Below are 24,285 nucleotides of genomic sequence, written 5' to 3' on the forward strand. Positions count from 1 at the left end.
GCCGCCGCCAGGGCAGCGGCACCCCCCCACATCAGAACCGGTAACGAACGCCAAGCATATAACGCGGACTCTGGTCTGCCAGCTTCACGATCATCTGCGAGGTGCGCGAGCGCCAGCGGACGTCCTCACCGGTCAGGTTGATCGCCTCCAGGCCAAACGACCAGTGATCATCCAGGGTGTAGTTCACGCTGAGATCCCACTGTTCGTAAGCTTCCACGTAGTACGGATTACGGCTGGCGCCCTGGTTGGCCAGGATCAGGTACTGGTCACGCCAGTTCCAGGCCAGGCGCACCGACCAGCCGTATTTTTCGTACATCAGCATGGCGTTGGCGGTGTCGCTGAGGCCGGTCAGCGAGAACTGGTCGATGCCCGGGTCGCCCCCGTTGTTGTAGCCGACATCGCCGTTCACGAGGGTGTAGTTGGCCAGGACGCCGAACCCGGTGTCGCCGAAGAAGTACTGCCCGCCGAGCTCCCAGCCATGCAGCTTGGACTCGTTCTGGTTGATGGGGCGGTTGACGTTGAACTGGTACAGCGGGTCGGCCGCCGTGCCATACAGATCGTAGCTGGCTTCGGTGGCCAGGACCTGCGCGTCTGTACCGTTGTAGGCACCCAGTCCGGCGGGATTGTTGCGCAGCAGCGCCAGCGCGGTGAACAGCGCGGTGTCGTTGCCGTTGCAGGCCGCCGCATTGGCCGCACCGACCTGGGTCACGCAGGCGCCGCTGTTGAGGAAGGCCAGCGCCGACTGTGCATCCGGGCCGGAGGTCGGGTCGCGCAGGCCGTACAGGTTTTCCTGGACCACGGTGTTGCCGATGAAGTTGGCGACCCGCTTGTTCCAGTACGTGACCGACACGTAGCTCGCGTCAGCGAAGTACCACTCCAGCGCCAGGTCGAGGTTGTCCGATTCCAGCGGCTTCAGCTGCGGGTTCTGTGCTGTGCCGCTGGCCCGCGAAGACGGATCGATCAGCACGGAGCCGAACGGTTGCTGTGCGGTCGGGCCTGCATAGAGGTTGCCGATCGGCGCGCGCGCGATGCTCTTGCCGAACGAGACGCGCCCCTTCAGGTCGTCCATGAGGTCGATGCTGAAGTCGAGGTTGGGCAGGATGTAGCTGTAGCTGTTCTTCTCGGTGAACGGCTGTTGCTCGTCGGACAACACCACGCGGAAGTCGTTGTTGGACTGCCATTCGATGGCCTCCGGGATGGCGATGACCGACGTCGACACCACATCGGTGGTTTCATAGCGCACGCCCAGACGAGTGTTGGTGCGCAGGCCGCCCAGCTCGCCGTCCAGTTCGACCTGGAAATAGGCCGACTTGGTCTTCTCCTCCACCAGGTTGTCTGCGGCACGCTGCGGACTCACGCCGAGACTGGCGCCATAGTTGTCCGCTGCCCATTGCGCGAGGCGGCCAGCATCGCCGCGCCAGGCGGTGAAGCTGTTGGCATTGAAGTCGTTGAACAAGCCGACGATGTTGACCGGCTGCAGCAGGTCCATCAGCCCGTTGGCGACATCCCCGTCGACGTTGGCCACGCCCCAGTCGCCCAGGGTGTTGTAGTTCTCCGCGGCCTGGATGCGGTGGGTGGTCTGCTTGCTGGAGTCCACGCCAAACTGGAAGCGGCCCTTGTCGAAGCTCCACTCACCGTCGACGCGGCCCTGCTTGATCTCGCTGATCTGGGTCTGCGAGTTGATGCGCAGCACCTGCGACCCGATCTCGCCCGGCACGAAGCCCGGATTGACCACGCCATTGGTCTTGGCCAGGGCATCGGCCGTGCTCGGGTACCAGACCTGGGTGCCCACCGGCAGGCCGTTGTTGAAGTTCATTTCCTGCACCCACGACCCACCGCAATGCGGTCCGGTGGTGCAGTTGTTGGTGCCGGCGATGCTGCTGAAGATGGAGCCGCCCCCAGTCAGCGGATCGTTCGGCCGGCTTTCGTTCTTCGAGTCGTGCGCGTCGAAGCTCAGTTTGAAGCGGTCGGTGACGTTCCACTGGGCATTGAAGCCGAGCGATCCCAGCTTGTACTTCTGCATGCTGCGCTGCTGTTCTAGCCCGAAATCCTTGGTCCCCGCGACTTCGCGGATATAGATCGGGGTTGCGACCGCGCCGCTGGTGTCGAAGGTGACATCGGTGTAGTTGCTGTTCTGCAACCACATGCCCTGTTCGCCACGATTCTCGGTGATCTCGTTCGTCGAATAGGTGTAGTCGAGGGTCAGGGTCACCGCGTCGGTCGGTGCGAACTGCAGCACCGCCTGGCCATTGACGCGCTCACGCTCGAACTCGGAGAACGCATAGCGGAGGTCGTTCGGGCGACCGTACAGTGCGCCCACCGCGGGTGCGTTGACCACGGTCGGGTTGCCCGGCATCGTGCCGGTCCACGGCTGGATGTTCCAGTAGTTGTTGGTGGCCTGCACCGAGCCACCCTTGCGCTTCTGGTAGCTCGCACTCACGCCAACGCCGAAGGTCTTTTCCGGGTTGCTGTAGCTGAAGATGCCGGACAGTTCCGGCGTCAGGTCGCTGTCGAACGGCTGGCTCTGGTCGGAGACGACCTTCGCACCGGCACTGGCGACGGTGCCATCATGGTCGAACGGCCGCGCCGTCAGGATGTTGATGGTGGCGCCGATGCCACCGCTGGGCACATTGGCCTGGCTGGTCTTGTAGACCTCGATGCCGTTGATGGCCTCGGCGGCGAGCTGGGCGAAGTTGAACGCGCGGGTGCCGCCGTCGACACCGCCGATGGCGACCTGTCCCGAGGCACCGAACGCATCAGCACCTGGCATCTGGCGCCCGTTGAGCGTCACCATGTTGAACTGCGGGCCAAAGCCTCGCGCCGTGACCTGCGCCCCTTCGCCATCACGGCGCTCGATGGAGATGCCGGTGATGCGCTGCAGGGATTCGGCCAGGTTGGTGTCCGGGAACTTGCCGATGTCCTCGGCACTGATCGCATCCACCACGCCGGCCGAGTCGCGTTTGATGTCCATCGCCTGGCTGAGGCTGTTGCGGATGCCGGTGACCTGCACGGTATCCAGCTGCGTCGGGCTGCTGGGCTGGGCCTGCGCTTGGGCGACGGGCGCCGGCGTTGAGGCGTCCTGTGCGAAGGCGGGATTGATGACCAGGACGCCGCCCACAAACGTGAACATGGCCCTGGAGGTGAACTTCGCCAGCGTGCGGCTCATGAACGAGCCCCCCGGCCTTGGGTACGACGGAACGTAGAAGCGCTCATGACTCTCCCCTCTGACATATACGATCGAATGGATGTACCGCCCCTCCTGGGGGCACGTACGGGCGATGCCCGTCTTCCACACCGAACATCGCAGTGCGCTGTGCGCTCACTGCGACTCACACTCGCTTTCAGGCTTGCCAGAACAGCCGCGTGGTAAAGGGGGGGTACCCACTGGCCCTTACCCCGGCCAGGTGGTAGCGCTACCATCACGTCACGGCCGCAGACTAATCATCCGGGGTCTCGCTTGTCATCATGCAGCGCAGCAAAGGAAACGAGCCCTTGAAGAACAGCCACAGAACCGTCCGTCGAAAAGCGAGTGCCATCACCATTGACGACGTCGCGGCGCACGCCGGGGTATCCGCCATGACGGTGTCCCGCGTCATCAACGGCCATGCCGGGGTACGCGAAGGCAACCGCGAGCGTGTCATGCGCAGCGTGCTCGAACTGGACTATCGGCCCAATCCTGCAGCGAGCGCCCTGGCGGCGGCGCAGCACACCTGCATCGCGCTGATCTACACCAATCCCAGTTCCAGCTATCTTCGCGAACTGCTGGTCGGGGCCCTGCGCGGCTCCACCCGGGCCGCGGCGCAGCTGGTGATCGCGACCTGGGATGACCTGGGCGCGCAGGCGCGTCGCGAGGCGGCGCAGCAACTGTGCAGCAGCGTGGCGGGCGTGATTCTTCCCCCACCCCTGTGTGAGTCGAAGGACATCGTCGACGAATTCCTGCTCGGCGGCGTTCCCGTCATCTCCATCGCGTCCAGCCATTTCAGTGACAGCGTGTCCTGTGTGCGCATTGACGACCGCCAGGCAAGCCACGACATGGTGTCGCACCTGATCAGCCAGGGACATACCCGCATCGGCTATATCAAGGGCGATCCGAATCAGACCGCCAGCGCGCACCGCTGGCAGGGCTACCGGGATGCGCTGGCTGGCGTGGGCATCGCGTACGACGCTGCACTCGTCCAGCCCGGCTGCTTCACCTACCGCTCCGGACTGGAGGCGGCCGAAGGGCTGCTGGCCCTGCCGCAGCCACCCAGCGCGATCTTCGCCAGCAACGACGACATGGCGTCTGCCGTTGTTTCCGTGGCGCATCGTCGCGGCCTGGAGGTGCCGCGCGATCTGTCGGTGGTCGGTTTCGACGACACCTCCGCGTCGACGATGGTGTGGCCGGAACTGACCACGATCCGTCAACCGGTGGCGGAGATGGCGGACACTGCCATCGACATCCTGTTGCGCGAGATTCGACGCCCGGCCGCTTCGGCGCGCGGCATCGTCAACCACGTGCTTCCACACCAGTTGGTCACGCGGGCGTCCGTATCGCGGCCTTTGCCGGACGTTTAGCCGCCTGCCTCGGAGGCAGCCACCTTACAGGCGATGGTCCAGGACCTGGCCCGGCCACCCGTCTATGTTGAAGGTCGACAGCCTTTCGTAACCGCACGATTCGTAGAAACGCACCAGGTCGCCACTGCCTCCGCCATAGCAATCCACGCGCAGGTAGGCAACACCCGCGGCACGTGCCTGCTCGTCGGCGAACGCCATCAGCCGGCGGCCGATACCGCGCACGCGCGGATCCCGCGAAGCAACCAGCACACGGACATAGAGCTCTGGCTGGGTCGCCGCGGGCACGTAAGGCATGGCCTCGCCCAGCGCCAGGAATGCGCGTACCTCACCCTGCCCTGTTTCAGCCACCCAGGCGCCGGGCAGCGCGCAGGCATCGGTCACCTGGGTGATGCGGCGCGGAATGGACGACCATGCTTCGCTGCCCCACTGCTGCGGGTTGCCGATGGCCACGAACCACGCAATCACTTCGTCGAACAACCGCAGCACAGCGGGCGTATCGGTCACCCTGGCGCGACGGATGGTCAGCGCTTCCTTTCCTGGATCAGTCACGCATGTCACTCCTGCCGGTGGCGCTACGCCACGTCCAACAGTAGTTTGCCGCCATCTGTGGCAGACACCAAGTCTACCGAGGCGATGTCTGCGCGATATCGTGCACTGTTATCATGGGTGGCTGTATGGACAGGGATGTTGAAGGATGTTGAAGCTGCGGCTGGCGCAACGCTGGGAGCGATTGGGCGTTCGAGATGCCGACGTCGGCGTGATGCTGTTGTTCGCACTGCTCGCCGCGTTCCTCGCCTGGGGCGCCTATGAGATGGCCTATCCCGAACACGGCTGCATGCGGATGGGCAAGGGCAACAGCGGCCCGCTCCAATGCGACCCAGGGGAGCTGATGAAAGAAGCGATGTGGCCGATGTTGCTCAGCGCCCTCAGCGCCTACGCCGTCCTCTATGGTCTGTGGGGCTGGATCAAGGACATGGCGAGGCCGCTGACGCTGGACGGCGATACGGCCAGCGCTCCGGATGCCGATCAGCAAGGGCCTTGAGCGGGCCGCTGCCCGTCGGCTCACTTGATCTTCAACGCCGGTAGCAGCGGATCGACGTCCACCAGCTCCAGCGACGTGACCATGTGCAGTGTTCCGCTCTTGTACGCGAGGAAGTGCGGGCTCTTTACATGTGCTTCGTAGGCCTGGCGGTTGGCGTAGATCTCCAGGATGGTCAGTCGTGTCGGATCCTCCTTGTCAAACACCGCATACAGCGACAGAACACCAGGCTCAAGCGCCATTGAAGCGCGGACCTCTTCAGCCAGCGCCTCCCGATAGGCGGGGAGATGGGCAGCGTCCACGGTGATTTTCGACAGTCTCGTCATCTGCGCCTCCTCTGCCCGAGCGCTGAAGGAAAGCGCGATCAGACAGATTGAGATGCCCCACATTGCCTTGTTCATTGCTTTCTCCGACGCCTGCGCGTCATTCGATGAAAACCTCTCTCCGCGTCACTCGGTGCGCAGGGAGTCCAGTTGACGTTCAATGGCCTCGCGCGCACGCGTTGCCGCCTGCGGGTCGAAACGCGCGTCAAGAACATCGGCCAGCTCACGCAGTTGCTCGACGCTCACGCCGATGTTCATGCTTATCCCGACGTGAGACTGCAGCTGGGGTTCGACCCCGGACATCGCAGCCAGCATGCTGACGGTCGCCAGCTCGCGGCTCTGCCAGTCCAGGTTGTCACGTTCGAAGATGTCCCCGAACAGATGCGTCCGTAGATACGCGTTGGCCTGCGGGGCGAACTCGAACAAGGGTCCGGCGACCGGCGCACCTGCCAGCGTGGTTTGATTGGCCGTCCCTGCCGCCAGCAACGCATCGCCCTTGGGTATCGGCTTCACCGGTTCTCGACCGGCCTCATCGTGGATGCCGCGCTGCCTGCGTGCGTCCACCACCTTCATCATCTCGCCGAGTGCATTGAGGCTTCGGGGAAAGCCGGCATAGGCGTACACCTGTACGAGGATCTCGCGCACCTCGGCCACGCTCAGCCCCGCGTCCAGACCGTGATTCACTGCCTCGCCAAGGCGGGCCATGTCACCCGCCGCTGCGGCAGCGCTGATCGGAATGATGGCCTGCTGCCTGGCATCCAGTACGGTGGCCGGCTCGTTAGTAGAATTGAGATTCATCGGCTTCTCCTTCGTATGCATGTCGGAGTGGACCTCCGGGTTGGACGCTACCTTCGTGAGCGCCACGATGTGATGATTCTGCTCGGCCGACCCTGCCGGCAGCGTACCGAATGCGAGGCAAACGCTGAGCAGCTGCCCAGTGATCGACGTCATGCGCCTCATCAGCTTCGGGCCTCCGCAGCCATCGCCGAGGGGGCGGCGGACCCGGCGTCCGCGGCCGTGACATAGGCCAGCAGCGCCGCAGACACCAACACGCCGGCACTGGCCAGGAATGTGCCGGCGAAGCCGACGCTGTCCAGCAGCAGGCCGCCGAGGGTGGAGCCCAGCGCGATCGAGCACTGCACCACCGCGACCATCAGCCCCCCGCCCGATTCAGCGTCGTCGTTGCTGAAGGTTTGTGCCAGCCAGCTCCACCACCCCACCGGTGCCGCCGTGGCCAGCAGGCCCCATGCCGAAAGCAGTGCGGCCGTCGGCCACAGCTGCGGACCCAGCGGAACCAGTGCCGCGGCAATCACCGCCATCAAGGCAGGAACCGTCACCAGCGTGCGGTAAAGCCCGCGCCTGAGGAACGCCCCGATGGCGAGTGTCCCGACCAGGCCGCTTACACCGATGGCCAGCAGCACCAGCGGGACAGTGGCATCACCCGCGTTGGTGACCCGTTCCAGGAACGGTCGTACATAGGTGAACAAGGCGAACTGGCCCATGAAGAAGGCGCCGCACGCGGTCATGCCCAGCGCCACCACCCGCCGCCGGAGCAGTACGAGCACGCCGCGTTGTGGCTGCCTGCGCTCCGCTGCCATGGACGGCAGGCAGGCCCACTGCCACGCCAGCGCGACAGCCGCCACCGGCAGCAGGCACAGGAATGCCCCGCGCCACCCGATCACACCGCCCAGGTAACTGCCCAGCGGCGCGGCGATCACCGTTGCCAGCGCATTGCCGCCGTTGAAGATCGCCAAGGCACGCGGCACCTGTGCTGCGGGCACCAGCCGCATGGCGGTCGCCGCAGACAGTGACCAGAACCCACCGATCACCACGCCGATCAGCGCACGGCCGATCATGTAGACCGGATAGTTGGGGGCCAGCGCCACGACCAGACCCGACACCGCCATCAACGCAGTCAGCGTAAGAAGCAACGTTCTGCGGTCGATGGTCCCGGCCAGCCGGGAGATCGACAGGCTGGTCAGCACCGCGAAGGCGCCCGAGATGGCAATCCCATAGCCGGCAAGGCCCTCGGTCACGCCAAGGTCCGCGGCCAAGGGCGTGAGCAGGCTCACGGGCATGAATTCGGATGCGATCAACGCGAAGACGCACAGCGTCATCGCGAGCACGCCGCCCCAGTTGCCCTTGTCCCCGGTGGTGTCGGGACGACTCATTTCCCGGCCAGGCTCTGCTGGAAGAACGCCGTCAGCTTGGCGAACGGAATCAGGTCGGTGCGGTCATACAGGTCCACGTGCCCGGCGCCCTTCACCCAGTAGAGCTCCTTCGGTTGGCCGGCCCGCCGGTACGCGTCTTCGCTGAACTCACGGGAGTGTGCGGTGTCGCCGGAGATGAAGAGCATCGGCCGTGGCGAAAGGGTCTCGATGTCGTTGAACGGATGGAAGTTGATGAACTTGACCAGGCTGCTGAACAGCGGCTGCGTGGTCAGTTCAGGGCGCTCGCCGGCGGCCGCGTAAGCGCCGCGCGGCGTGCGGTAGAAGTCGAAGAACTCGCGCTGCACGTCCGGGGTATCGGGCTCGAGCGTGTTCACGGTCCCGGGCACATACACGCGCTGCCCGCCCTTGAACTCGACCAGACGCTGCTGCGCGGCCGCCTGGATCATCTCGTTCCGCTGCTCCAGCGATTGCGCCTTGTTCAGCCCCTGGCGCACGGCGGCGCCCATGTCATACATGCTGACCGTCGCGATCGCCTTGATCCGCGGGTCGATCTTGGCCGCGCTGATCACGAAGCTGCCGCTGCCACAGATGCCCAGGCCGCCCACCCGTTCCGGGTCCACGAACGACTGCGTGCTCAGGAAGTCCACGGCTGCACTGATGTCGTCCGAATAGATTTCCGGCGATACCAGGTGACGCGGCGTACCCGCGCTTTCACCCCAGAATGACAGGTCGATCGCGAGCGTCACGAAGCCCTGTTCGGCCAGCTTCTGCGCGTACAGCTGCGAGCTCTGCTCCTTCACCGCGCCCATCGGATGACCGACCACCACGGCCGGCGCGCGGCTATCGCGTCCCAGACCCTCGGGCCGGTACAGCGTGCCCACCACCTCCATCTGGTACTGGTTCTTGAACCGGACGCGCTCGCCCGTCACCCGGTCGCTCCTGTAGAAATTGTCCGCCCCCGTGCTCCTGGTGGCCGCTGGCGCGTCAGAAGCCCACGCAGAATGTGGAACGAGGTGACTGGCGAGCAGCGCCAGCAGCAGCGTGGTGGGTTTCATGCGGACCGCCTCTGGAGGAGTGAGGACGCCACGATAGGCCAGGGCCGTTACCGCGATAAGCCGGCTGAAAGTTGATGCATTACTGAGTTGAGCTCACAATTGGCCCATGAGCGCAGTGAAGACCAACGACCTGCAAGCCTTCCTGGTGGTGGCGCAGGAGCAGAGTTTCACCAAGGCGGCGGCCCGCCTGGGCGTCACCCCGTCTGCGTTGAGCCATTCGATGCGGCTGCTGGAAGAGCGCCTGGGCATCCGGCTGCTGGCCCGGACCACCCGCAACGTCTCCCCGACCGAGGCGGGTGAGCGCCTGATGGGCTCCATTGCCCCGCACTTCGAGGCCATCGGCGCAAGCGTCGAGGCACTCGGCGACCTGCGCGACCGCCCGGCCGGGACGCTGCGGATTTCCTGCACGGACGACTCCATGGAGACCATCATCCGTCCCCGCCTGGCCGGGTTCCTCGCCGAGTATCCGGACATCACGCTCGAGTTCTACGTCGACTACGGTTTCACCAATGTGGTGGAACAGCGCTTCGACGCGGGCATCCGGCTGGGTGAGGCGCTGAGCAAGGACATGATCGCGGTCCGGGTGGGTCCGGATTGGCGGCTGGTCGTGGTGGGGTCTCCCGATTATTTCGAGACGCATCCCAAGCCCAGGAAACCCGCCGACATCACGCGCCACCGTTGCGTGAACATCCGGCACCGCCCGAACGGCGCCATCTATGCCTGGGAATTCGAGGAAAAGGGCAAGGAGTTCACCGTGCGTGGCGACGGGCCGCTGGTGTTCAACAGCATGGTGCACGTCATCAATGCCGCACTCGACGGGCTGGGCCTGGCGTATGCGCCCGAGCCCATGGTGGCCGATCACATTGCCGAGGGGCGGCTGGTGGCCGTCCTGGACAAATGGTGTGTGCCCTTCCCCGGCTATCACCTCTACTATCCGAACCGTCGGCAACCCTCGCCGGCATTCTCGGCGCTGGTCGCGTGGCTCAAACGGGATGCCTAACGCTCACGCCCATGACCCGTTGAACAGGAAGAATGCGCCCAGGATCCAGACAAGCAGCATCAGGTGCCCGCGCTGCAGGTCGTCCTGACGGATCCAGTACGCAAACCAGAGTCCGCCGAGGTGCATGGCCAGCAGCAGGAGGGTGAAGAGGCTCAGCGCCAGGTTCAACCACGGACGGGCCTGATCAATGCCACTCGCAAACAGGAGTAGATAGCACCCCATCGCCATCGCTGAAAGCGCCAGCAGCTTCAGGGCCAGCAGCGCAAGTGCTGCGCTTCTGCTCAGGACACTGGACGTCACCGCACGCGTCGCAAGCGCGGTTTCAACCGGCGGCGCCTGCCGCAGCAGTGCCATGGACAGGGTGAGGCCCACCGCACCGGCCAGTTCGCGGAATGCTCTGATGTTGTCGATGACGGCGATTGCCAGCCAGACAGTCAAGCCCATCGCGTAGACGGATTGGAACAGCCAGATCGACATCGGCAACGACATGGGAGAACCATCCTGAGGAAGCTGGGCTGAGCAGCCTATTACCTCAACCGCGATTCAGGTCAACAGCGACCTCTTCCCCCTCGCGCCAAACCCCAGCCCGACCTCATCGAGGCGAGGGCTGGGGCAGTTTGACCGTGCGACGCCACGACCCGCCGTGGCGGCCAGCCGGGGGGCGTGTTCCTATCGGTGCAGTGCGTCGATGATCACGCCTGTTGCGATCTCCACCAGCAGGTACTCGGTATCCGACTGTCGAACCCAGCGATGACCGCGACCAGGGTCCCGCAGACGATAGTGCGCGTAGTCGTCCACCCAGTAGCGGCGGTCGACCTCAGCCCAAGGCAGCCTCTCCCCGCGTCGCCATGCCTTTTTCTGCCATCCCGGCGGTGGGGCATCGCGGTTGTGGGGGCCGCCGGCGTGAGGGGGTGGGCCATTGCCCCGTGCGTGGTGCGGCGGGTCGGCCCAGGCGGGAGCTGTGGCCATCGCCACTGCGGCCATCAGCGTAATGCCGAGCAAGCGTCGGGTTTTCATAGGACAGCCTCCACTTCGGCCGCAGCGTGCGGCGTCACAGCGGCGAATATAGGCCGCTGCGTGTGAATGGATCGACGCGCCCTGCCCTGACCCCACGGGTGCCCCGGTTCCACGTCGGCCAGGGCTTCACAGGCTCAGCCCGCCGCTTCCAGCTTTCCGCTTGGCATGACAAGCCGTGCAGCGCGCAGGTATCGCACGTACTTTCCAATGAAGATGCCGGTGAAACCGCCCGACAACAGCAGGTAGGCCGCGCGGAAACTTCCATCGGCGCTCAGTGAAGGAGACGCGGAGAGCGCAACCTCGAAACCGTACTTCACCGCGAACGTAACCAGCAGCAGCGGCAGCAGGCTGTAGTCCGCGCTGCGCCACACCTTCCCCGTGGACGCGTTGAGGGTGAGCGTTGCGCGTCGCAGCAGCATCCACCCAAGGGCCATGCCCGCGCCGATGCCGACCAGCCACTCGGCCCACGCCTCCCAGGAACCGCCGAAGCGGTGGCCGAGCGACCAGGCTCCCCAGGCGGTGAACAGGGCCGGCACGATGGCCAGTTTCGTGAGCGAGGTTTCACCGGGTTTCATGGCGGCGATGCCGCGGCTGACGAGGAAGACCAGAAGTGCCCAGACCCACACAGGGGTGTTCGAGATGAGGTGCTGCAGCATGATCACGGGGAGTCCTTGATGTGGGTGGGTGCCGGCGATGCAACGCCGCGCGGGAATGGCTCCATTCTCGCTTTGCACCGCCCCATCACAAGTGACAGGTGTCAGGCATCCGAAAGTACATTTTCCGGGGCTCCATCGTCCGGTGCCCTGGGTAGATCGGCGCCCCTCCCCGGCCTCTGAGCGGGCCTTCGGTCCGCGCCTTCAGCGCTGCTGATCCCTCAGGAACAGCCAGGTAATCAGCGTGGCGTCCGGCCCCTTCGGATCGGTGAACGGCAACCCGGACTGGCTACCGCTCCAGGCATGCCCCATCCCCTGCACCACGTAATGCTGGGCCAGTGTCCTGCCCCCATAGGTGTACGTGTCCACCGTGTAGGCGCGCCCGCCGGGCACCTGGCCCTGGAACGTGCTTGTCGGCAGATACTTCACCGAATCGTTGTCCACGCCATCGTCGGCCAGGTCATTGGTCTGCAGGAACTGGCGCACGGCCTGCTGTCCGTTCACCGGGTTGACCGTGGCATCCGCGCTGCCATGGAACACCAGCACCGGCATCGGTCGCGGCGACGGTGAGCCGGCGCACTGCCAGGCAAGCCGGCCGTTGCTGTCCGGGGAGTAGATGCTGCCCGCCAACAGCGCGTAGGCGCTGCCCGACACCGTGGTGGCGCCCTTGTACATGCCGCCGGAATGCACCGCGCCAGCGGCGAACACGTCCGAGTAGCACGCCAGCATGATCGAGGTCATCGCACCACCGGCGGAAATGCCGGTGACGTAGACCCGGCGCGGATCGATGTTGTAGCCCGCCTTCACCTGGCCCACGATTCCGGCCAGGATCGACGCCTCGCCACTGCCCCGCGCCTGGTTGATCGGCAACTGCCAGTTCCAGCACCGTGCGGGGTTGGCGGTGACGTTCTGTCGTGGGTAGACCACGATGAAACCTTCCGTATCGGCCACCTCGTTGAAGCCCGACGCCTCGCCCATCAGGTTCGGCCCGTTGACGCAGCCGTGCAGCACCAGCAGCAGGGGCAGTGGTTGGCTTTCCTGGTAGCCGGCCGGCACCCACACCTGGTACTCGCGGCTGCCGAACACATTGCCGTAGAGACCCACATCCCAATGCCCAGCGGGGCCTGCAGCAAAGGCGCTGCCCGCCGTCGCCAGCCAGCTGCACACCACCAGAAGTGCCGCCTTGATCGAATCGATTCCAGATGTCATCGCCAGATCCTCATGCGTGAGTTGTGGGTAGAGTGTTGCGACGCCGCTGTCAGACCCAGCCGGTGGCGTAGTAGATGCCGATCACCAAGAACACCGCGAGGGTCTTGATGACGGTCACGGCGAATATGTCCTTGTAGGCCTGGCGATGGGTGAGCCCGGTCACCATCAGCAGGGTGATGACGGCACCGTTGTGCGGCAGGCTGTCCATGCCGCCCGAAGCCATCGAGGCGACGCGATGCAAGACCTCCATCGGAATGCCGGCGGCCTGCGCATTGGCAATGAAGGTGTCCGACATCGCGGCCAGGGCGATGCTCATGCCGCCGGACGCCGAGCCGGTGACGCCGGCCAGGCCGGTTACCGTGACCGCCTCGTGCAGCAGAGGATCCTTGATGAAGCCCAGCGCGTTGGCCACGACCATGAAACCCGGCAGTGCGGCGATCACCGCACCAAAGCCGTATTCCGACGCGGTGTTCATGGCGGCCAGCACCGCACCGCCGATCGCGGCCTTGGTGCCCTCGGCGAACTTCGTCACCACCGGGCGCCAGGCCAGCGCCAGCACCGACAGGATGCCGACCAGCAGCGCACCGACGACGGCCCAGATCGCGCCAATCTTCGCCACGTCCTGCACCACCGGTACGGAACTGCCCAGTACCGATGGCACGAAGCTGTGCTCGGCCCCATACCAGTGCGGCATGCCCAGGGTGAACAGCTTGTTGGAGAGGAACACCAGTACCAGCGGCAGGATGGCAATGCCCGCATGCGCCAGATGGGTGCCGGTGAACGGTGCCGGCTCGTTCACCAGGGTGGCCGGATCGCCGTATCCCTCGCCGTTGCGCAGCGCGACCCGGCGCCGCCACTCAAGGTAGGTCATGCCCACCGCAAGCACGAAGACGCTGCCGAGCGTGCCCAGCACCGGGGCCGCCCAGGTATCGGTGCCGAAGAACGTGGTCGGGATGATGTTCTGGATCTGCGGCGTGCCGGGCAGCGCGTCCATGGTGAAGCTGAAGCCGCCCACGCCCAGCGTGGCCGGGATCAGGCGCTTGGGGATGTCACTCTGGCGGAACATCTCGGCGGCGAACGGATAGACCGCGAACACCACCACGAACAGCGACACGCCGCCATAGGTGAGCAGGCCCGAGACCAGCACGATCGAGAGCATCGCCCGCTGCGGCCCGAACAACCGGATCGCCGCACCGACAATGGAGCGGGAAAAGCCGGACAGTTCGATGAGTTTGCCGAACACGGCGCCCAGCAGGAACACCGGGAAGTAGAGCTTGAGGAAACCGACCATCCTGTCCATGAACAAGCCGGTGAACATCGGTGCCACCAGCGAGGGGTCGGTCAGCAGCACGGCGCCGAGCGCGGCGATGGGCGCGATCAGGATCACGCTGTATCCCCGGTAGGCGGCCAGGATGAGGAAGCCCAGTGCTGCAAGTACGATCAGTAACGACATTCGGCGCGTCCCGCTGAGGATGCGCCCAGTATCCCGATCTGGCGGTCGCTGCCGACTGGACCTAGGTCCACTCGCCGGTGTACCCCGGCACCGCTAGCCTAGGCTCCAGGGGTGGCAATGGGCCATCTGCAATGCACATGCCTGGGGGGAGGACCGAATGAAGCGGAACTGTTTGAGCCTGATGATCGGCACGCTGTTGGCCTCCGGGCCGGTACTGGCGCAGGACGCACCACAGGCCGCGCCGTCGGCGGGCAGGACCGCATCGGCCACCACGCTGGACAGCATCACGGTCACCGCGCGCAAGCGCGAGGAAACCCTGCAGGAAGTCCCGGTGGCCGTCACGGCCTTCACCGCCGAAGCCCTGGACAGGATGAACGTGCAGGACATCAGCGACCTGGATGGACAGGTGCCCAACCTGACCATCTACGCTGCGCGCGGTGCCAGCAGCACGGTCACGGCGTACATCCGCGGCGTCGGCCAATCCGACCCGACCTGGGGGGCTGACCCGGGCGTGGGCATCTACCTGGACGACGTCTACATCGCGCGCCCGCAGGGTGCGCTGCTGGATGTGTTCGACGTATCGCGCATCGAGGTGCTGCGCGGCCCGCAGGGCACGCTGTATGGCAAGAACACCATCGGCGGCGCGATCAAGTACATCTCCCGCGGGCTGCCGACCCAGACCGAAGGGTTCGCCCAGATCACCGCGGGCAACTACAACCAGCTGGACGCCAAGGCGGCCATCGGTGGGCCGCTGGGCGGGCCGGACAGTGGCCTGCGTGCCCGCGTGGCGGTGGCCAGCATGAATCGTGACGGCTTCGGCGAGAACACCTTCAACGGCCAGCCGGTCAGCGACAAGCAGATCAATGCCGCGCGGTTGAACCTGGGTGCGTACGCGGGCGACGATCTTGACGTGCAGTTCGCCCTGGACTGGGTCGATGACCAGTCGGGCATGCGGGGTTCCAGGATGCTGGCACCCAACCCGTTCCTGCGGGCGTACCCGCCGATGGATGACCGCTACGACATCCGTTCGGGCATGCGCAACCTCAACAGCGTGGAGACGAAGGGCGCCTCGGCGACGGTGAACTGGCGACCCAGCGAGGACGTGGCGCTGAAGTACGTGGTGGCCAAGCGCGAATCGGACAGCGAGGCGAACATCGACTTCGACAGTACGCCGGTGAAGCTGGCCGACGTTGGCGGCACCTACAACGACAACCAGGTCAGCAACGAGGTGCAGCTCAACTACGATGCGGGGGGCCGTGTGCGCGGCGTCGTGGGCCTCTACCAGTTCAGCGGTGAAGCCGGTGGTCAGATCCAGAACAACTACTTCAGCGCGCAGTTCGCGGACAACCAGGGCAAGGTGCTGACCGACAGCATCGCGCTGTATGCGGACTGGACCTTCGACCTGACCAGCAGGCTCAAGCTTGACGCAGGCGCCCGCTACACCGACGAAGACAAGCGCGCGATCGTGCTGAACCGCCTCTATTCCGATCCGACCTTCAGCCGGCCGGTCGCCGTGACGGCGGATTTCGACAAGAAGACCAACTTCAAGAACGTCTCGCCGAAGGTCTCGCTGGACTATCAGGTCACGCCGGACATCATGGTCTACGGTCTTGCCACGCGGGGATTCAAGTCGGGCGGCTACAACATCCGCGCCAATGCCGTGGCGGTGCCGCGCTCGGCCGAGCCGTTCGATGACGAAACCGTCGACAGCATTGAGATAGGCAGCAAGATGGCCTTCCTCGACCAGCGTCTGTTCCTGAACCTCTCGGCCTTCCACAACAAGTACAAGGACATCCAGCTTTCGGTGTTCACCGGCATCGATACCAATGGCGATGGCGTGGATGACGGCTTCTTCGGCGACTTCACCAATGCCGGCTCCGGCACCATCAATGGTCTGGAGATCGAGTACCAGTACCTGCCCAGCCAGCACTGGTTGATCTCGGGCAACCTGGCCTGGCTGGACGCCAAGTACGACGAGTACATGGATCGCGGCGTCAACGTCGCCGACCAGATGAAGTTCACCAACGCACCGGACTTCTCGGGCGCGTTGAACGTGGAGTACCGCACCGAGCTGGCCCGCGGCGGCAATCTGTCCGCACGCGTGAGCTACAGCTACCAGAGTGAAGTGTGGCCGACCACCGACCTCAGCCCGGTGATCCGCCAGGACGGCTACGGACTGGTCAACGCCGGTGTGATCTGGAAGCTCGATGAGGCCTGGACGTTCTCGCTGCAGGGCACCAACCTGGCCGACAAGGCGTATCGGACCACCGGCTACAACATCCCGGCGGTCGGCACGCTGATCGGGTTCTATGGTCCGCCGCGCCAATATAGTCTCAGTGCCCGTTACGATTTCTAGGAATCACCTGCATGACGCCGTCTTACGATGATCTGTACTGGAACAGTGACGATGGCCTGCGCCTGCACGCGCGCGACCATGCGCCGGAGGCGGGGCAAGCACCCCGGGGCACGGTGGTGTGCATCCCCGGCCTGACCCGCAACGGCGCCGATTTCGATGCGCTGGCCGGTTCACTGACTGCGGCCGGTTGGCGCGTGATCGCTGTCGACCTGCGCGGGCGCGCAGGTTCAGAACGCGCGCCGGACCCGTCCGGCTACAACCCACGGGCGTATGCCGACGACATGGTGGCGCTGCTACGCTCGCAGAACATCGACAAGGCCGTGTTCATCGGTACTTCGCTGGGCGTGCTGGTGACCATCACCCTCGCCTCCCGTGCGCCCGGACGTATCGCCGGGGCGGTATTGAACGATGCCGGCCCCAAGGTGCCGCGCGACGCCCTGGCACGGATCGGCAAGTACGCCGGCAAACCCGTGCCGCCGATGGATCCGGCGCAGGCCACTGCCTACGTGGAATCCATCGGCAAGGCCGCGTTCCCCCGCTTCACCGCCGAGGACTGGCGGGCGATGGCCTCACGTACCTTCCGCCAGCGCGAGGATGGGCTGCTGGTGCTGGACTACGATCCGGCGGTGATCCGCACGACCCGGCCGTGGGTGCTGTGGCTGCTGCGCCCGGTGCTGTGGCGCGCGGTGCGTGGGCTGACGGCACGCGTGCCGGTGCTGGTGGTGCGTGGCGCGTTGTCGGACATCCTGCCTGCCGATGTGGCACGGCAGATGGCCGCGACATCGACGAACGCCCGTCTGGTCGAAGTGCCGGAGGTGGGCCATGCGCCGACCTTGTCCGAACCGGAGGCGCGTGACGCGATCCTGGCCCTGCTGGAGCGTGTGCGATGAGTGCCGCTGCATCGAGCGAAGCGCTGCCTGCCGCCCTGCAGGCCCTGCAGCAATGGGCGGCCAACGAGCGGCTGGGCGGCGTCATGCGGATCGCGCAGCCGCGCATCGATGCGTTCGCGGACGCCACTGGTGACCACAACTGGATCCACGTCGATCCGGCCCGCGCAGCGGCCGGGTTGCCGGGTGGGCAGACCATCGCGCATGGCTTCCTCCTGCTCTCGCTCACGGTGGAAGAGGATGTGGCCGCCCTGGTCGGCTTCCCCGGCATCGCCCATGTACTGAACTACGGGTTGAACAAGGTGCGCTTCCTGGCGCCGGTGCCCAGCGGTTCGCAGGTGCGGGTGCGCTCGCGGCTGGTGTCATTGGAAGCGCGCCAGCCGGGTCAGTGGCTGCTGACCCAGCACAAGACCGTGGAAGTGGTCCCCGGCGGCGAGGTGGCACTGGTCGCCGAGCAGCTGTCGTTGATCGTCGCCGGCTAGTCCCGCTCCGCCCCACAGCGCATGGCTGGCGTGCTGCACGCCGGCTGTGGTTCTCTCTACACTGGAGCGATGTTGACGCCCTCCATCGTCCTGTTCGCCTGCATCGCGTGGACCGTGCTGTTGTTCGGCGTCGCGCTGTGGGGCGAACGTCAGGGGCACCGCCTCACGAAGGCATGGCCCGCCATCTACGCGCTGTCGCTGGGCGTGCACTGCACCGCATGGACGTATTACGGGGCAGCCTCGCAGGGCGTGCAATGGGGCTTCCCGATCCCGCCGACGCTGATCGGCATGGCACTGATCTTCGCCTTCGGCCTGCCGTTCCTGGCGCGGCTGGGGCGGCTGGCCAAGCAGCACAACAGTGCGACCATCGCCGATCTGGTGGTCGCGCGGCTGCGTGCCGATCAAGGGCTGGGTGCCACCATCACCCTGGTCGCGTTGTTCGGCATCATTCCCTACATCGCGTTGCAGCTCAAAGCGGTCAGCCAAGGGCTTGGCACCTTGCTCGGCGATCAATTCGCGCCCGTCGGGTGGCAGCTGGACATGTCGTTCTGGTTCGCGCTGACGATGGCGGCGTTCACCACCCTGTTCGGTGCGCGCAAGGCGTCGGCCACCGAGCACAACCGCGGCATCGTGGTCGCGCTGGGCCTGGAATCGCTGTTGAAACTGGGAGCGCTGCTGGCCATCGGCCTGTATGCCGGGCTGTCGGTGCACCAGGCGGGTACGCCCCTGCTTGAGAAGATGGCTGAGTTGCCGCCGCCAGCGGTCGTGCCGGACTACCTGACCATGGTGGTGCTCGGTGCGATGGCTGCGTTCACCCTGCCCCATCAGTTCCATGTGGGTGTGGTCGAGCTGCGCCAGTCGTCGGACCTGAAGACGGCGCGCTGGCTGTTCCCGGTGTATCTGCTGCTGATCGGACTGCCGTCGGTGCCGATGGCGCTGGCCGGTGCCGCGCAGCTGCCGTCCTCGGTGTCGCCCGATCTGTACGTGCTGGCGCTGCCGCAGGCGCGCGGGCACCACCTGCTGGCCTTGTTGGCCTACCTGGGCAGTCTGAGCGCCGCCACCGGCATGATGATCCTGTCCGGGCTGACCCTGTCGATCATGCTCGGCAACCATGGGGTGGGATCACGGCTGCTGGGAGGCGTGCATGGCGTCAACGCCGGTGCCGACCTGCGTCCCCGCGTGCTGGCCTTCCGCCGCGCCGGCATCCTCGCCGTCTTCCTGATGGCGTGGCTGTACAGCCGCGCGATGAGCGGCACCGAGGCACTCAGCGATTTCGGCCTGATGTCGTTCACCGCGCTCTCGCAGTTGGCACCGGCGGTGCTGCTGGCGGTGTACCGCCCGCGCACGCCCTCCCCGGCGATCATCGCCGGCATCGTGCTGGGATTGCTGGTCTGGCTGTGGCTGGTGCTGCTGCCGATGGTGGTCCCGACCCCACCGCCGTCGGCCAACCCGGGCGGGCTGCACTGGCTGGCGATGTTCTCGTTGCGTCCGCAACCGGGCCATATCGCCATCAGCATGGGTGCAAGCCTGGCGGTCAACCTGGTGACCGTCGTGCTGGTGTCGCGTGCGGTACGTCCCTCGCTGCCGCGACAGCGCGACGCGGTGGCGGCGGCGTCGTTGCGCAAGACCGCCGGTCGCTTCCTCGGCCAGGAGCGGGCACGGCAGCTGATGGACGGGCACGCCGGGCAGATGCTGGATGACGACCGGGTCACCGCCATCGAACGTGAACTGACCGCCGTGGTAGGTGCGGGCATGGCGCGGCTGCTGGTGGAAGCCGCACGGGATGGCGGCGCCGCGCCCCTGGACGCGGTCACCCGCGCGGTGGGCGAAGCCACCCAGGCGCTGCGCTTCAACCAGCGCCTGCTGGAAGCGGCGCTGGAGAACATGAGCCAGGGCATCAGCGTGGTCGACGCGCAGCTGCAGCTGGTGGCATGGAACAGCCGCTATGCCGCACTGTTCAAGTTCCCCCCGGAGCTGCTGCAGGTGGGGCAGCCGGTGGTCAACCTCACGGCGTGGGCGTTGGGCCAACTGAAAATCGGCGACACCCCCGGCGACACGCCCGACAAGGCACTGCAGCGCCGCGTGGTGCACATGCGGCGCGGCACGCCGCATCTGTCCGAACGGATCTTCCCGGATGACACGATCGTCGAGATCCGCGGCAACCCGATGCCGGGGGGCGGTTACGTGGCTACATTCACCGACGTCACTGCCTTCCGCCGGGCCGAGGACGCACTCAAGCGCAGCAACGAAACTTTGGAACGCCGCGTGCAGGACCGCACGGCCCGGCTGGAGCTGGCCGTGCACGAAGCCGAGCGCGCGAACGTGGCCAAGACCCGCTTCCTGACGGCGGTCGGCCACGATCTGATCCAGCCCCTGCACGCGGCGCAGTTGCTGACCGATGCCATGTCGCAGCACATCGACTCCGAGTTCCTGGACAGCTTCCTTCGCCAGATCCGTGGCGCCTTGGACTCGACCGACGACCTGCTGTCGGGCCTGCTGGATATTTCACGGTTGGAGGCCGGCGGGCTGGTCGCCGATCCGCGCCCGTTCGCGCTGTCCACCGTGCTGGATCCGCTGGCGCAGGAGTTCGCCGTGCTGGCCGCCGCGCACGGCCTGCAGTTCCGTTATGTGCGCACCCGCGCCTGGGTGCACAGCGACCCCTTGCTGCTGCGCCGCGTGTTGCAGAACTTCCTGGCCAATGCCATCCGCTACACCCGCGCCGGTGGTGTCCTGCTGGGGGTGCGTCGCCAGGGCCACGGGCTGTTGATCGGGGTGCATGACAGTGGACCCGGCATCGCGCCGACGCAGCAGGCGGTGGTGTTCGAGGAGTTCCATCGCGGTGACCGCAGCATCGGGCAAGGCTTGGGTCTTGGCCTGACCATTGCGCACCGGATCGCCGCCCTGCTGCATGCGCCGCTGCACCTGCACAGCGTGCTCGAGCGCGGCTCGGCCTTCTCCATCACCGTGGCGCGGTCAGTGCCTCCCGCAACACCACGAACGGAGCCCGCCGCCAGCGGCAGCAGCGCCATCAAGGGCCTGCGGGTGCTGGTGGTCGATAACGATCCGGACGCGCTGGAGGCCATGCGGCAGATGCTGCTCTCCTGGGGTTGCGACGTCATTGCAGTGTGCGACCCGAGCGCGCTGGAGGCGTCGGCGCACGAGGCCGCGTTGTGGTTGTTCGATTACCACCTCGACGATGGCGATACCGGGGTCGCGCTCTGGAAACGCCTGGTTGCCGTCCATGGCCCGCGGCCGACCGTGATTCTCAGCGCCGATACCGGCGGTGACACGCGCGACGCGGTGCGCGAGGTGGGTCTGTCGCTGCTGAACAAACCGTTCAAGCCCTTGGCGCTGCGCTGGGCCATCAACCACCTGTTAGCCAAGCCGGGCACGGTAACGCCTTGAGGCCCCGGCACTGCGCTGGCCAAGCGATGTCCGTGCCGCGGATCAGGCGTCCTGTGCCGCTTCGATCTGTCGGGATGGATCGGTCAACCCCATTTCGTGCAGCACGCGGATGGCCTGCGCACGATTGCGCACCCCCAGGCGGCCCATGATGCGGGTCATATGCGCCTTGACGGTGCGCAGCTGCACGCCCAGCCGGTCGGCGATCTGCTTGTTGAGCAGTCCTTCGGCCACCAGGCTGAGCACCTTGTATTGATGTGGAGACAGGCTGGCCAGGCGCGCGGCAAGATCGGCGTCCTTGCTGAAGGGCGCCACCCGCGCCACCGGCTCGCGCAGCATCGCCGGGATCCAGCGCTCACCTTCCAGCACGGACTGCAGCGCAGACTGCAGATCGGTCAGCCCCGAACTCTTGGGCAGGTAGCCTGCCGCACCCAGGTCGATCGCGCGGCGGATGACGTGCGGCTCTTCGTTGGCCGAGACGATGATGATCGCCAACCCAGGCTGCAATGCACGTATGGTCGCCAGCCCGGCAAGCCCGTGGTTGCCCGGCATATGCAGGTCCAGCAGCATCAGGTCGATCTGCTGGTGCTCGATCGCTTCCAGCACGCTGTGCAGTGAATCGGCCTCGCTGATCTGCAGATCGACCACCGCCTCCTCGGCCGCGCGATGCAGCGCAGCGCGGAACAAGGGGTGGTCATCGGCAATGAGCAGGGTCGGCATGTCCAGCCGAGGTTAGCAAATCGTCCGCGATCGGGCACGGGTACCTAGGTACGCTGGCGCGTCCCGACCGGCTTGCTAGTGTGGCGCCATGAACATCCGTCGCCCCGTTGTACTGCTGTACGCCGCGCTGCCGCTGTTGTCGGGGTGCCTCGCCGTTGCCCATGCCGCCCAACCCCGTGCGGATGGTGCCGCGCCGGTGTTCGAACAGTGGCGGGAAACCACGCATCGCGGCAACGATGACCTGCTGACGGCAGGCTTGGGAATCGATGCACTGCGCGTGGCCACCGCACCGGCATTCGCCAGCCCGGCGCGACCGACGGCCGGGGAAGCACGGCGCCGCGCGATCTGGAGCAGTTGGCGCGGCATCGCCGACCTGACCCCGGGCGGTGGCTTCGGCGATGTCTACGGCAGCCTGCAGCCGGCCCCGGGGCGCGAGTTCTCGGCCTACGCGCGCGTCCCCGGCGCCCGCCATCCCCATCGCGTGCTGGTGCAGGTGCCCGACACCTTCGATACCTCCAGACGCTGCCTGGTCGTCGCCGCCTCGTCCGGCTCGCGTGGCATCTACGGCGCGATTGCGGTTGCCGGGAGCTGGGGCCTGGCCCATGGGTGCGCCGTCGCCTACACCGACAAGGGCGCCGGCAGCGACTACTACGACCTCGACGCCCGCATCGGCGTCCAGGCCGACGGCACGCCTGCTGGCGAGGGCCCATTGGCCTTCGTGCCCGCAGCCACGGCGGCCGCGCACGGCGTTGCGTTCAAACACGCGCATTCGGGAGACAACCCCGAGGCGGACTGGGGCCGACATCTGCTGCAGGCACTGCAGTTCGGGCTGCAGGCGCTGGACCGCGCCTACCCCCGCTCCGCTCCCTTTACCACGGCGACGACGCGCACGCTGGGGGTGGGCGTATCCAATGGCGGTGGTGCCGTGCTGCGTGCGGCGGAGATCGAGGGCGCCGGGTTCGATGCGATGGTGGCGGGCGAGCCCAACGTGTCGGTCGCGGGCGCGCCACCGCTGTACGATTTCGTTACCCGGTCGGCGCTGCTGATGCCCTGTGCGTTGCTGGCACTCGATGATCTGCCACAGCCACCCCTGCAGTCACAGGCAGCACCGGCAGGCGCGCAGCGTTGCGCCCTGCTGAAGTCCGGCGGATGGGTCCAGGGTGATGACACCGCGGCACAGGCACAGTCTGCACGCCAGCAGCTTGCCGACGCAGGGCTGAGCGGCGGCGCCCTCCGCGCCGGCGCGTTTCCGACCGGGTTCGATCTGTGGCACGCGATCGCGGTGACCTACGCATCGGCCTATGGACGCTACGGCCCGGGCGAACATCCCTGTGCGTACAGCTTTTCGGCCGCCGCTGCTGACGGTAGCCCCGGTCCGGCGGCTGCCGAGGTTCGTTCCACCTGGTGGAGCGAAGGCAGTGGCATCCCACCGGGCAGTGGCGTGGTGCTGGTGTACGGTGGCGCGGCACAGTCGGCAGAGGATCCGCTGCACGGTTTGAATTGCCTGCGCGCGCTTGGCAGTGCCGACAGCGCCGATGCGCGGCGGGTACGCGCCGGCATCGCCGAGGCGGCGGTCAAGGCCCCGCGCCGCGGCCTGCCGATCGTGGTCATCCACGGCCTCGACGACGGCCTGGTGCCGATCGGGATGACCAGTGATCGTTACGTGGCGCTCGCACGCAGTGCCGGGGCGCAGATTGCGTACTGGCGGGTGGACAACGCCCAGCACTTCGACTCGCTGTTGGGCTTCCCGGACTACCGGACGCGTTACGTGCCGTTGCTGCCCTACATGTTCGCCGCCCTGGACCAGGTGTGGGATCACCTTGAGGATCCCGCCCGCGCTCTGCCACGGGATGCGCTCATCCACCCGACACCCCGCGCGGACGCCCCGCTGCTGCGCGACACCCTGTCCATTCCCGCGCCCCAGGCCAGTCCCGGCCGCTGACGCGCTGTTTCCCAGGAAAACC

General features: G+C 66.3%; 20 protein-coding genes. 8 read left to right on the top strand and 12 right to left on the bottom strand.

Translation table 11 applies throughout. From position 1 onward, the window contains the following. Nucleotides 1-31: 31 nt before the first annotated feature. Nucleotides 32-3,166, bottom strand: a complete 3,135-nt coding sequence (locus AB9O74_RS02695; protein WP_176988925.1) for a TonB-dependent receptor — start codon at nt 3,164-3,166, stop codon at nt 32-34. 326 nt (nt 3,167-3,492) lie between these two features. On the opposite strand from AB9O74_RS02695, the gene AB9O74_RS02700 reads away from it, so the two are divergent. Then, the gene (locus tag AB9O74_RS02700) at nt 3,493-4,554 is read left to right on the top strand and encodes a LacI family DNA-binding transcriptional regulator (protein ID WP_369348311.1); all 1,062 of its coding nucleotides are present in this window, start codon (nt 3,493-3,495) and stop codon (nt 4,552-4,554) included. A 24-nt stretch (nt 4,555-4,578) separates the two neighbouring features. Here the strand turns inward: AB9O74_RS02700 and AB9O74_RS02705 are convergent, their stop codons facing one another. Further along, the gene (locus AB9O74_RS02705; RefSeq protein WP_369348312.1) at nt 4,579-5,103 is read right to left on the bottom strand and encodes an N-acetyltransferase family protein; all 525 of its coding nucleotides are present in this window, start codon (nt 5,101-5,103) and stop codon (nt 4,579-4,581) included. Between the two features lie 145 nt (nt 5,104-5,248). Between AB9O74_RS02705 and AB9O74_RS02710 the strand changes: the two genes are divergently transcribed. Continuing rightward, on the top strand, nt 5,249-5,596 hold the full coding sequence (locus AB9O74_RS02710; RefSeq protein ID WP_176988922.1) for a hypothetical protein: 348 nt from the start codon (nt 5,249-5,251) through the stop codon (nt 5,594-5,596). A gap of 20 nt (nt 5,597-5,616) precedes the next feature. On the opposite strand, the gene AB9O74_RS02715 is transcribed toward AB9O74_RS02710, so the two are convergent. Genes AB9O74_RS02715 through AB9O74_RS02730 form a run of 4 tightly spaced genes read right to left on the bottom strand, consistent with a single transcriptional unit; the run spans nt 5,617 to nt 9,016 of the window. After that, on the bottom strand, nt 5,617-5,994 hold the full coding sequence (locus tag AB9O74_RS02715; RefSeq protein ID WP_369348313.1) for a putative quinol monooxygenase: 378 nt from the start codon (nt 5,992-5,994) through the stop codon (nt 5,617-5,619). A gap of 48 nt (nt 5,995-6,042) precedes the next feature. Next, nucleotides 6,043-6,867, bottom strand: coding sequence for a carboxymuconolactone decarboxylase family protein (locus AB9O74_RS02720; protein WP_369348314.1), 825 nt, complete (start codon nt 6,865-6,867; stop codon nt 6,043-6,045). Nucleotides 6,868-6,875: 8 nt separating this feature from the next. Continuing rightward, a complete protein-coding gene (locus tag AB9O74_RS02725; protein ID WP_369348315.1) occupies nt 6,876-8,087 on the bottom strand; it encodes an MFS transporter in 1,212 nt (403 codons plus the stop codon). Beyond that, on the bottom strand, nt 8,084-9,016 hold the full coding sequence (locus AB9O74_RS02730) for an alpha/beta hydrolase (RefSeq protein ID WP_369348316.1): 933 nt from the start codon (nt 9,014-9,016) through the stop codon (nt 8,084-8,086). The genes AB9O74_RS02725 and AB9O74_RS02730 overlap by 4 nt, the downstream gene beginning before the upstream one ends. Before the next feature lie 232 nt (nt 9,017-9,248). Here AB9O74_RS02730 and AB9O74_RS02735 point away from each other — a divergent pair, with 232 nt between their 5' ends. Further along, the gene (locus AB9O74_RS02735) at nt 9,249-10,142 is read left to right on the top strand and encodes a LysR family transcriptional regulator (protein WP_369348317.1); all 894 of its coding nucleotides are present in this window, start codon (nt 9,249-9,251) and stop codon (nt 10,140-10,142) included. A gap of 3 nt (nt 10,143-10,145) precedes the next feature. On the opposite strand, the gene AB9O74_RS02740 is transcribed toward AB9O74_RS02735, so the two are convergent. The 5 genes from AB9O74_RS02740 to AB9O74_RS02760 all read right to left on the bottom strand — a co-directional run bounded on the left by AB9O74_RS02740 (nt 10,146) and on the right by AB9O74_RS02760 (nt 14,474). Continuing rightward, on the bottom strand, nt 10,146-10,631 hold the full coding sequence (locus tag AB9O74_RS02740; RefSeq protein WP_369348318.1) for a DUF2165 family protein: 486 nt from the start codon (nt 10,629-10,631) through the stop codon (nt 10,146-10,148). 180 nt (nt 10,632-10,811) lie between these two features. Then, the gene (locus AB9O74_RS02745; RefSeq protein ID WP_176988916.1) at nt 10,812-11,159 is read right to left on the bottom strand and encodes an RcnB family protein; all 348 of its coding nucleotides are present in this window, start codon (nt 11,157-11,159) and stop codon (nt 10,812-10,814) included. 134 nt (nt 11,160-11,293) lie between these two features. Beyond that, nucleotides 11,294-11,821 (bottom strand): DUF6622 family protein, encoded by a 528-nt coding sequence (locus AB9O74_RS02750; RefSeq protein WP_369348319.1) that lies wholly within the window; start codon nt 11,819-11,821, stop codon nt 11,294-11,296. Between the two features lie 195 nt (nt 11,822-12,016). Further along, nucleotides 12,017-13,021 carry a PHB depolymerase family esterase gene (locus AB9O74_RS02755; protein WP_369348320.1) on the bottom strand — a complete coding sequence of 335 codons (1,005 nt, stop codon included), beginning with the start codon at nt 13,019-13,021 and terminating at the stop codon, nt 12,017-12,019. A 49-nt stretch (nt 13,022-13,070) separates the two neighbouring features. Beyond that, nucleotides 13,071-14,474, bottom strand: coding sequence for a GntP family permease (locus AB9O74_RS02760; RefSeq protein WP_369348321.1), 1,404 nt, complete (start codon nt 14,472-14,474; stop codon nt 13,071-13,073). Between the two features lie 157 nt (nt 14,475-14,631). Between AB9O74_RS02760 and AB9O74_RS02765 the strand changes: the two genes are divergently transcribed. The 4 genes from AB9O74_RS02765 (at nt 14,632) to AB9O74_RS02780 (ending at nt 21,604) form a co-directional block, all read left to right on the top strand. Then, on the top strand, nt 14,632-16,830 hold the full coding sequence (locus tag AB9O74_RS02765) for a TonB-dependent receptor (RefSeq protein ID WP_369348322.1): 2,199 nt from the start codon (nt 14,632-14,634) through the stop codon (nt 16,828-16,830). Nucleotides 16,831-16,841: 11 nt separating this feature from the next. Then, nucleotides 16,842-17,720: an alpha/beta fold hydrolase gene (locus AB9O74_RS02770; RefSeq protein WP_369348323.1), complete on the top strand. Its 879-nt coding sequence runs from the start codon at nt 16,842-16,844 to the stop codon at nt 17,718-17,720. Next, complete coding sequence (locus AB9O74_RS02775) at nt 17,717-18,199, top strand: MaoC family dehydratase (protein ID WP_369348324.1); 483 nt, start codon at nt 17,717-17,719, stop codon at nt 18,197-18,199. Before AB9O74_RS02770 ends, AB9O74_RS02775 begins: the two co-directional genes overlap by 4 nt. 69 nt (nt 18,200-18,268) lie before the next feature. Continuing rightward, nucleotides 18,269-21,604: a PAS-domain containing protein gene (locus tag AB9O74_RS02780; RefSeq protein ID WP_369348325.1), complete on the top strand. Its 3,336-nt coding sequence runs from the start codon at nt 18,269-18,271 to the stop codon at nt 21,602-21,604. A gap of 42 nt (nt 21,605-21,646) precedes the next feature. Here the strand turns inward: AB9O74_RS02780 and AB9O74_RS02785 are convergent, their stop codons facing one another. After that, a complete protein-coding gene (locus AB9O74_RS02785) occupies nt 21,647-22,321 on the bottom strand; it encodes a response regulator transcription factor (RefSeq protein ID WP_346491210.1) in 675 nt (224 codons plus the stop codon). Nucleotides 22,322-22,409: 88 nt separating this feature from the next. On the opposite strand from AB9O74_RS02785, the gene AB9O74_RS02790 reads away from it, so the two are divergent. Then, a complete protein-coding gene (locus AB9O74_RS02790) occupies nt 22,410-24,263 on the top strand; it encodes a 3-hydroxybutyrate oligomer hydrolase family protein (protein ID WP_369348326.1) in 1,854 nt (617 codons plus the stop codon). Nucleotides 24,264-24,285: the final 22 nt, after the last annotated feature.

The organism is Stenotrophomonas sp. JAG2, assembly GCF_041080745.1.
GTDB classification, from domain to species: Bacteria; Pseudomonadota; Gammaproteobacteria; order Xanthomonadales; family Xanthomonadaceae; genus Stenotrophomonas; species Stenotrophomonas maltophilia_AA.